Below are 8,070 nucleotides of genomic sequence, written 5' to 3'. Positions count from 1 at the left end.
GGATGCGCCCGGGCAGCCAGATAATCACCCCCGAACTGCTGAAACACCTGTTCGTCAATCAGACTCAAAACAATTTTATCGGCCTGCACGTCAATAATGGCGCGGATAATCGCTTCGGCCTCAGCACCACCGGACCTGACCATATTTTTCACCCCGGCGGCCAACACCTCACTAAAAGCACCGTTAATCGCCCTGGCGGCGGCGGCCCGGACGTTTTCCACCGGATCGGTCAAACCACCGGCCAGGGCATAGACTCCCCGACCTAAAGGCAGCATCCCCAGGGCTTCATAGGCGGCAAAACGGATATTGGCATCATGGGGCTGAGCATGCAACAACTTGCGAATCGAGCTGATGGCACTGGCATCACCAATTTCTCCGAGAATATTCAGGGTGTGAATGATAAGATCAGGATCATCCTGCTGCAGGTTATGTATCAGCAAGGGCACTGCTTTAGCCCCAATGGTTGCCAGGTGTTTCTTGGCCAGATTGCGCAGGTAGGCATAGTGAGACTGCAGGGTTTCATTCAATTTATGCAGGGAGAGGTCGTTTTGCACCCGGGCAAAAATCTCTAAAATCATGGCATCCAGCTCGCGGTCTCCACCCATGCGCTCCGCCAGGCGCTGCAGGGCGGTGGTCGTTCCCACCTGACCCAGGGAGCGTACAGCCGCCAGTACCAGCGGCCTGATATCCGCGTAGAGAAACTCGGTAATCGCGTTCACCGCCGTCGGCTCGGCAATCTCACCCAAAGCATTCAACCCTGCTTTCAGCAGCCTGACGTCATTGGTCGAAGTCAAAAACTTCGCAATTGCCGGGACAGCCCTTTCCTCCCGAAGCTGGCCGGCTAACCACAGATAAATGACGGCTTCAGGAACCGGCGTCGCCAGCTTGGCGATTAGCACATTCGGATGATCTAAAACTTTGGTCAGCAGTAATTCCTTTAAGGTTGGATAGTTGTCGGTGATCTCCGGATGGCAATGGATCAGGTAGACCAGCAGAGGAATGGCGAAATCATCGTCAGTTTTACTGAGTTCAAAAAGCATGCGCTTCTGGGTCGCTGGGTCAATATGGGCGAGATGTTCAATTACCAGCCGGGCCTTGATCAGGTCCTTCTGCTGGATATTGAAAAGCAGTTCTTTCAGGGCTTCTTTGCTGTTCACTTTGGTCATGATTATTTCCTCTCAATCCTCGTCTCACTTTGGCGCGCCCAAAACAGACCCAGTCAAACAAAAACTTCCTGCCGTAATAAAATATTCCGGGTAGCCACAACCTCCTCAAACTTTCGTCAGATAAAATATATATTTTAGCCTTTTTCTGTTTTTCAGGGTTTCCCTCATTCGAATCTGACACAGTGACACAGGTGACACAGGGGACGTTCTTGACTTATTGACTTATCGACTTATAATATTATTCTTGCCAATGGTTCTCTCAAAAATAAGTTCGCGGAATTGGTTATTGGGACACCATCAGGGCAGGCTGCGAACCAAGAAGATATCTCCAAAAAAAGTGGATTGCAATTTGCCATTAAAGTTAAAATGGTGTCCCACATAATGGGTTTGATTTGCCTGCCTGTCGGCAGACAGGTACGATCCGATTGAGCAAAGCCGCGGGAATAGTGAGCTATTTTGAGGACTTTGAGATTGAGGATTGTGCAAAGACAGCCTGAAGATGAGATGCCAAAATGTGAAGTTATTTTTGAGAGAGCCCTGAGGTCACTTCTATGCCGAGAAAAGCCAGAGCCCTTTTCTGTTATATTGCCGTCAGACTAATGGGTGAAAAAGGATTTGCCGTGGGGAATTTTTTATCTATGGGACCATCTGGAGTAAGTCGGGCAGTCACGCGAGGGGATCAGGTTCTTACTGTGGGAACCGTAGTTGCCCACCGCATTGATTGCGGCTGTCAACGATCCTCTCTAGTATGCCACAGTCGCAGCACATAGATTGTCGATTCATGAATCTCATAGCGCATCTCATAATATCCCACGAGGATCCGGCGCACCTCATGCGGCTCAAATTCATCAAGCCGGGCACCGATACGTGGGTTGGCCTGCAGGACAGTAGCTGCAGCGGTGAGGGCTTGAACGGTGTGTGCAGCCGCCGGCTTGTTTACTGGAGACAGAAACTCGTACAGGCGAGTTAAATCGGAGAGTGCCTTGCTGGTCCATTTCAGTTCCATCAACGTGGTACCGGTAGTGGTTCATCAGTGCCAAGGCTATCGGCCCATGCTTGTACGGCCTGGTGGTCGATGACGCGGCCAGTGTCCACGTCGGCCAATGCTTCAAACGTCAGGCGATTGCGTTCTTCCTCTTGGTCGATCCAGGCCGATAATGCCTGCTTCATGATCCAACCTCGTGACCGTTCCAAGCGTGCTGCTATTTGATCGACCTTCTCAGCCAACGGTAGCGGAATGTGTGCGGTCAGCACTTTAGTTTCGGTCTGTGCCATATCGAATCTCCTCTTCGGGTGCGTCCTTCCATGTTGTGATTCACAATTAATCATAGTGATTGAATATGATTTAGTCAAGCAATATCTTCCATGAATCACAACTCATTTAGATAAATATCCCTGACTTCCTCCGGCTGCACACACAGATAGTCCAGGGTTTGCCGCTGACTGCTGTGGTTGAAACAGACCATCAATTCCGGCAGGCCCATGCCAAAACTTACTCTTTGATGATAGCCCCAGGTTTTCCGCAGGCTGTGAGAACCGTAGTTACCTAACAGATTAAGAGCCTGGCACCATGCTTTGACCATCCTGGATAGAGTAGGGACGGTGAAGGGATTGCCGCGCAGCCCCAGGAACAAATAATCTTCGTCGTCCGGGACGAACATTGAAACCAGGAGATTCTTGATTGCTTCTTGGACAGATCGGTTCAGCGTGATCCGGCGAAGCTTCTGGGTCTTCTTCTCTCGCAGCACCAGCTCATTCTTTCCTAGTACAATGTAAAACTTAAATCTTCGTATTATATAAAAATCGTGCTATAGTTGTCTCCATCTCAACAAAAGGAGGACGATATGGCACCGCGTTACAGGGTAACTCTGACAAAAGAAGAGCGAAAAAATTTAGAGGCCATTTCAAGCAAGGGAAAAAGGGCAGCCCGCACAGTACTATATGCTCGAGCATTGCTCTTGTTGGATGCTGGAGAATATGGTTCAAAGTGGGCCGTTACACAGGTAGCAGAAGCATTAGGAACAACATCACGAAGTCTCGAACATTTAAAAAAACGTTTTGTGGAAGAAAGTCTACCTGCTGCCATTGAACGTAAGAAGCGGGAAAAGCCTCCGCGTGAAATCCAATTTGGTGGTGAATTCGAAGCCAAACTGCTTGCCTTGGCGTGCTCAGAGGCACCAGAAGGGCGGGAACGGTGGACCATACGGCTCCTGGCTGAAAAAATGGTTGAGCTGAAAATGGTACAAAGTGTTTCTCCGATGACAGTATGTAACACTTTAAAAAAAACGAACTTAAGCCTCACCTGAGCAAATATTGGAAAATACCTCCCGATCAAAACGCCAGCTTTGTAGCGGCGATGGAAGATGTTCTCGAAATTTAAGGAAATATCGCAAGGAGAAAACCGGACAAGATAATTGTCGCGAACCGTCCGGCATTTTTTCCTCAAGACAATCTGGAAAAATTCCAAAATTAGATAAGGAGGAAAAAGAGGTTGTAATTGGAATCGGAAGATAGGCACTGAGGCAATCGGCTGCCGGAGCAAAACAGCACTGGTAAGTTTTAAAAATATCTGTTACAATGTGCGATATTAACACATGCTACACATATTATAAATAATCTGCTATGCTATGGAGGAGTTTATGAATATCACCCTTTCCGCTGATGAAAAGCTCATAGCCCGGAGTCGGCAGTATGCCAAAGAACATAATACAACCATCAACAACCTGGTGCGTGAATTTTTGCAAAAAATAGGCGGCGATCAGGATAAAGATGCCAATGCTGAAGAATTTGTCAGGCTGGCAAAAACGATGGGGGGACGGTCTGAAAAATCATTTATTTTTAATCGGGATGAGCTGCACGAACGATGTGGACTGGAATAGATCGGGATGAAAAAACATTTTATTGACAGTAATCTGATTATCTACGCCAATGACTGCCGTGATCTCGAAAAACAGGATAAGGCTTTAACGCTCATTTCCCAGCTGATGACTTCTGAAAGAGGGGTTATCTCAACCCAGGTACTGCAGGAATACGCCAATGCCGCGCTTTTAAAACTGAAACAAAGGCACGAGGTGGTAATCCGCCAGTTGAGTTTGCTGGAATCATTTGAAGTAATACAAATCACCCCGGCGATGGTAAAGCGGGCGATTGAAATCAGGGCGGCATATGCCATCAGCTTCTGGGATGCTACCATTATCAGCGCCGCGGAGAATGCCGGCTGTGATGTAATTTATTCTGAAGATTTGAATGCCGGACAGTTTTATTCCGGTATCAAACTGGAAAACCCTTTCAGGGGACGTTCTTGATTTATTGACTTATAATATTATTCTTGCCAATGGTTCTCTCAAAAATAAGTTCGCGTAATTGGTTATTTGAACACCATCAGGACAGGCTACGAACCAAAAAGATATCTCCAAAAAAGTGGATTGCAATTTGCCATTAAAGTTAAAATGGTGTCCCACATAATGGGTTTGATTTGAACTATCCGTTTGAGCAAAGCCGCGGGAATAGTGAGCTATTTTGAGGACTTTGAGATTGAGGATCGTGCAAAGACAGCCTGAAGATGAGATACCAAAATGTGAAGTTATTTTTGAGAGAGCCCTGAGGTCACTTCTATGCCGAGAAAAGCCAGAATAGATATCCCGGGTTTACTGCAACATATTATCGTACGCGGTATTGAACAAAGGAGAATTTTCCTTGACGATATCGATCGTAAAGATTTTCTCGACAGATTTTCTTCCCTACTCGAAGAAACCGATACTGACTGCTTTGCCTGGGCATTGTTAGGTAACCACTTCCACCTGCTTCTCTGTTGTCAGCGGATTAAACTCTCCACATTCATGAGACGTCTTTTGACCGGCTATGCGACTCTTTTTAATCATCGCCATAACCGGAGTGGTCACCTGTTTCAAAACAGATATAAATCCATTGTTTGCGAAAAGGATGCCTACTTTCTTGAACTGATTCGTTACATCCATCTTAATCCTTTGCGAGCCAGACTGGTATCAAGCCTGCAGGATCTTGACAGCTATCCCTGGTGCGGCCATTCCGTAGTAATGGGAAGGGGGAAATTACCGACTCAAAATGTAGATGAGGTGCTGTTTCAATTTGGCGGCAACTTTTCATCTGCCCGTGCAAGCTATAGCCGGTTTATTGCTGATGGTGTTTCTCATGCCGACCGTCCTGAATTTGTTGGCGGAGATCTACGTAGAAGCCTGGAAGCCTCCGCTTCTCCTGAAGATATTGAAAATTATGATGACCGCATATTAGGAAGTGGATCTTTCGTGAAGTCTATACAGGAGGAGGCAGACCCAAAAACAATTTCACCGCCGAGATTGAGCCTGGCTGAAATTCAAGAAATGGTTTGCCACTTGATAGAAGGGGTTGAACCGGATCTAATGCTGAGACGAAGGAAGGTGGCATCCATATCAAAAGCCAGAGCCCTTTTCTGTTATATTGCCGTCAGACTGATGGGTGAAAAAGGATTTGCCGTGGGGAATTTTTTATCTATGGGACCATCTGGAGTAAGTCGGGCAGTCACGCGAGGGGATCAGGTTCTTCAGGATGATCAAGGATTGAAGATGAGACTGAATGAACTTATAAGTCAATAAGTCAATAAGTCAAGAACGTCCCCTTTAGCGGGATCAGCCATACATTAAGAATTAAAGTTTTTGCATCATTGAAGCGAATATGAAGCCATAGGCTTAAAACAATGCCCTAAGCTGAGCTATTAGCGGTTAGCTTTTAATAATCAGGGTTTTACGTTGATGAGTAACAACACCCAACGGGTGAAGATGGGTGGCAAACATCCGGTTTCATTTTAAAAAGGTTAAAAATACTCTCACTGAGCTCACAAAACCACCCAGAGAAACCAGTCATTTGTCCTCTGTGAATCTGGGAAAAATAAGGAAAACCGGCAATTAATCAGGGTATTTTTTTGTCTCGCGCCCGTTCGTTTCACTCTCTCAAGTCGCCAAGAGCGCCAAGAAAAACAATAGACGATATAGCAAATTGAACTCTTCGCGGCCTTTGCGACTTGGCGAGAGAATTAAAAAATTACCGAATAGTTACAAGAATTTGTCAATCTATAAAGGTAAACATTCGACTACGTTTTCAGAAAAGATAAAAATACTCTCACAGAGGCACAAAGTCACAGAGAACCCCAGTCATTTGCCCTCTGTGACTCTGTGTCTCTGTGAGAAATAATAAAAATTTGTCAATCTATAGACAAAATCGAATATTTACTTTTAACTTTGCATGAATGTTTGAAATTATCAGGAAATCATGAAAAAAGAAACTCGTATTTTCATTACGCTCTTCATTATTCTTCTCGCTTCAGACATTATCTTTGTCGGGATTAATTACTTATCGGGCAAAAGATCCTTACAAAACAACTTCAAACAAAGCGCGGAAAAGATCCAGGCAAGTTATGATCAAGCTATTGCCGCCACCGAAATTCAGATGCTGCAGGCAGCTACCTACACCGCCGCGGACACCGAGTTACAAAACCTTTTCCTAGCCGGCAAGCTGGCTGTTGAAAAAGAGGGCGGCGGCCCGGGAGGTCCTGAAGCTAAAAAAATACGCGCGCGATTATATAACCAGGTACGCGAATCAAGAGACGCAATCGCGGCTGAATTTGATTTCCGTCAACTTCATTTTCATCTTGGTCCGGGCTCCCTCTCCTTTCTTCGAGCGCACTGTCCCGAGAAGTTTGGAGATCGTATGGATCACGTTCGACATACGGTTGTGACCGTCAATAAATCTCATAAAGCTGTAAGCGGGTTTGAAACCGGGCGGCTAATTTCCGGTATACGGGGGGTGGTACCGGTTTATGCCGTGGATGGAAATAGCGGGGATAAAATTTTTGTTGGCGCCCTGGAAGCCGGCACTTCATTCAAAGTGACGATCAACAAATTAGCAGAGCGTCAAAATATTGAGATTGCGGTTCTGCTGACCCTTGATCATCTCAAACAAAATGTGTGGTCAAAATTCATAGATAAGTTATCTGAAAATAATCCGCCGATATCCGGTTATTTTATTGAGGAAACAACCGATCCTTACATATCGGAACTACTGAGAAATGGTGTTGTAGAGTCACCCGGCATTAATGAGCAAAAAGTGGCTCAATTAGAGTACAACCATAATGCTTACTGTGTGGCCTCATTTCCTCTGCGCGATTTTATCGGATCAATAGTACCGGCCAGACCCAATGTCGGGGTCATCGTCGCATGGTGGAATGTTCAGAGTCAGGTCGATGAATTTTGGACAAATCAAAAAGTAAACATTATTTATGGGATATTAGGCTTTATTTTAATAGAAATCCTGCTTTTTATCGGCTTGCGATTAAGCACAAAAAAATTGAGGCAACTTGTTGATCAAGCAAATATTAAGATAATGGAGCGAGAAAGCTTGCTTAAAGAGGCACAACACATCGGCAAGATTGGACATTGGGAGTTCACCTTCAAGACGGATAAACTTGATTGGTCTGACGAAGTCTATCGGATTTTTGATTTACAGCCGCAAAATTTTAAGGCAACCTACGAAGCCTTTTTAGATCGAATTCATCCGGATGACCGAAAAAAGGTCGACAAGGTATTTAAGGATTCGGTCGCGGAACGATCCGATTATCAGATTGAACATCGAATTCTGCTTGAAAATGAAACTGAGAAATGGGTGCTTGAAAAAGGATATACCGAGTACAACGAAGCCGGAGAGCCAATTCGCTCAATAGGCACGGTTCAGGACATTACCGAACTAAAGTTGTTACGAGGTATTATCCCGATCTGCTGTTATTGTAAAAAAGTCCGTGACGATGACGGCTATTACCAGCAGATTGAGGCCTATATCAACAAACATTCCGACGCTGATTTCAGTCATACAATTTGCCCCGCTTGTATGGAAGAAC

Annotated in this window: 9 protein-coding genes; 5 read left to right on the top strand and 4 right to left on the bottom strand. The window is 45.6% G+C overall.

Annotated elements, in window-relative coordinates:
* The 4 genes from U9P07_11710 to U9P07_11695 all read right to left on the bottom strand — a co-directional run.
* On the bottom strand, nt 1-1,166 hold a 1,166-nt coding region (locus tag U9P07_11710; protein ID MEA2110073.1), incomplete at its 3' end, for a HEAT repeat domain-containing protein.
* 730 nt (nt 1,167-1,896) lie between these two features.
* Entirely contained in the window at nt 1,897-2,172 is a 276-nt protein-coding gene (locus tag U9P07_11705; protein ID MEA2110072.1) for a type II toxin-antitoxin system RelE/ParE family toxin, read from the bottom strand.
* Nucleotides 2,172-2,441 carry a ribbon-helix-helix domain-containing protein gene (locus U9P07_11700; protein ID MEA2110071.1) on the bottom strand — a complete coding sequence of 90 codons (270 nt, stop codon included), beginning with the start codon at nt 2,439-2,441 and terminating at the stop codon, nt 2,172-2,174. The genes U9P07_11705 and U9P07_11700 overlap by 1 nt, the downstream gene beginning before the upstream one ends.
* A gap of 95 nt (nt 2,442-2,536) precedes the next feature.
* Nucleotides 2,537-2,914: a tyrosine-type recombinase/integrase gene (locus tag U9P07_11695; protein MEA2110070.1), complete on the bottom strand. Its 378-nt coding sequence runs from the start codon at nt 2,912-2,914 to the stop codon at nt 2,537-2,539.
* A gap of 96 nt (nt 2,915-3,010) precedes the next feature.
* Between U9P07_11695 and U9P07_11690 the strand changes: the two genes are divergently transcribed.
* The 5 genes from U9P07_11690 to U9P07_11670 form a co-directional block, all read left to right on the top strand.
* The gene (locus tag U9P07_11690; protein MEA2110069.1) at nt 3,011-3,472 is read left to right on the top strand and encodes a hypothetical protein; all 462 of its coding nucleotides are present in this window, start codon (nt 3,011-3,013) and stop codon (nt 3,470-3,472) included.
* Between the two features lie 333 nt (nt 3,473-3,805).
* Nucleotides 3,806-4,045: a DUF6364 family protein gene (locus tag U9P07_11685; GenBank protein MEA2110068.1), complete on the top strand. Its 240-nt coding sequence runs from the start codon at nt 3,806-3,808 to the stop codon at nt 4,043-4,045.
* 6 nt (nt 4,046-4,051) lie between these two features.
* Nucleotides 4,052-4,471, top strand: coding sequence for a PIN domain-containing protein (locus U9P07_11680; GenBank protein MEA2110067.1), 420 nt, complete (start codon nt 4,052-4,054; stop codon nt 4,469-4,471).
* A 309-nt stretch (nt 4,472-4,780) separates the two neighbouring features.
* Nucleotides 4,781-5,776 (top strand): transposase, encoded by a 996-nt coding sequence (locus U9P07_11675; protein MEA2110066.1) that lies wholly within the window; start codon nt 4,781-4,783, stop codon nt 5,774-5,776.
* 673 nt (nt 5,777-6,449) lie between these two features.
* On the top strand, nt 6,450-8,070 hold a 1,621-nt coding region (locus tag U9P07_11670), incomplete at its 3' end, for a PAS domain-containing protein (GenBank protein MEA2110065.1).

This window comes from Pseudomonadota bacterium (genome assembly GCA_034660915.1).
GTDB lineage: Bacteria > Desulfobacterota > Anaeroferrophillalia > Anaeroferrophillales > Anaeroferrophillaceae > DQWO01.
The sequence above is the reverse complement of the archived record's forward strand: the minus strand, read 5'-3'. Positions and strand labels throughout refer to the sequence as shown.

Bases quoted from the DNA above. Each gene is read 5' to 3' on its own strand.
- U9P07_11705 (MEA2110072.1), bottom strand. From the start codon at position 2,172: ATGGAACTGAAATGGACCAGCAAGGCACTCTCCGATTTAACTCGCCTG.
- U9P07_11700 (MEA2110071.1), bottom strand. From the start codon at position 2,441: ATGGCACAGACCGAAACTAAAGTGCTGACCGCACACATTCCGCTACCG.
- U9P07_11690 (MEA2110069.1), top strand. From the start codon at position 3,011: ATGGCACCGCGTTACAGGGTAACTCTGACAAAAGAAGAGCGAAAAAAT.
- U9P07_11685 (MEA2110068.1), top strand. From the start codon at position 3,806: ATGAATATCACCCTTTCCGCTGATGAAAAGCTCATAGCCCGGAGTCGG.
- U9P07_11680 (MEA2110067.1), top strand. From the start codon at position 4,052: ATGAAAAAACATTTTATTGACAGTAATCTGATTATCTACGCCAATGAC.
- U9P07_11675 (MEA2110066.1), top strand. From the start codon at position 4,781: ATGCCGAGAAAAGCCAGAATAGATATCCCGGGTTTACTGCAACATATT.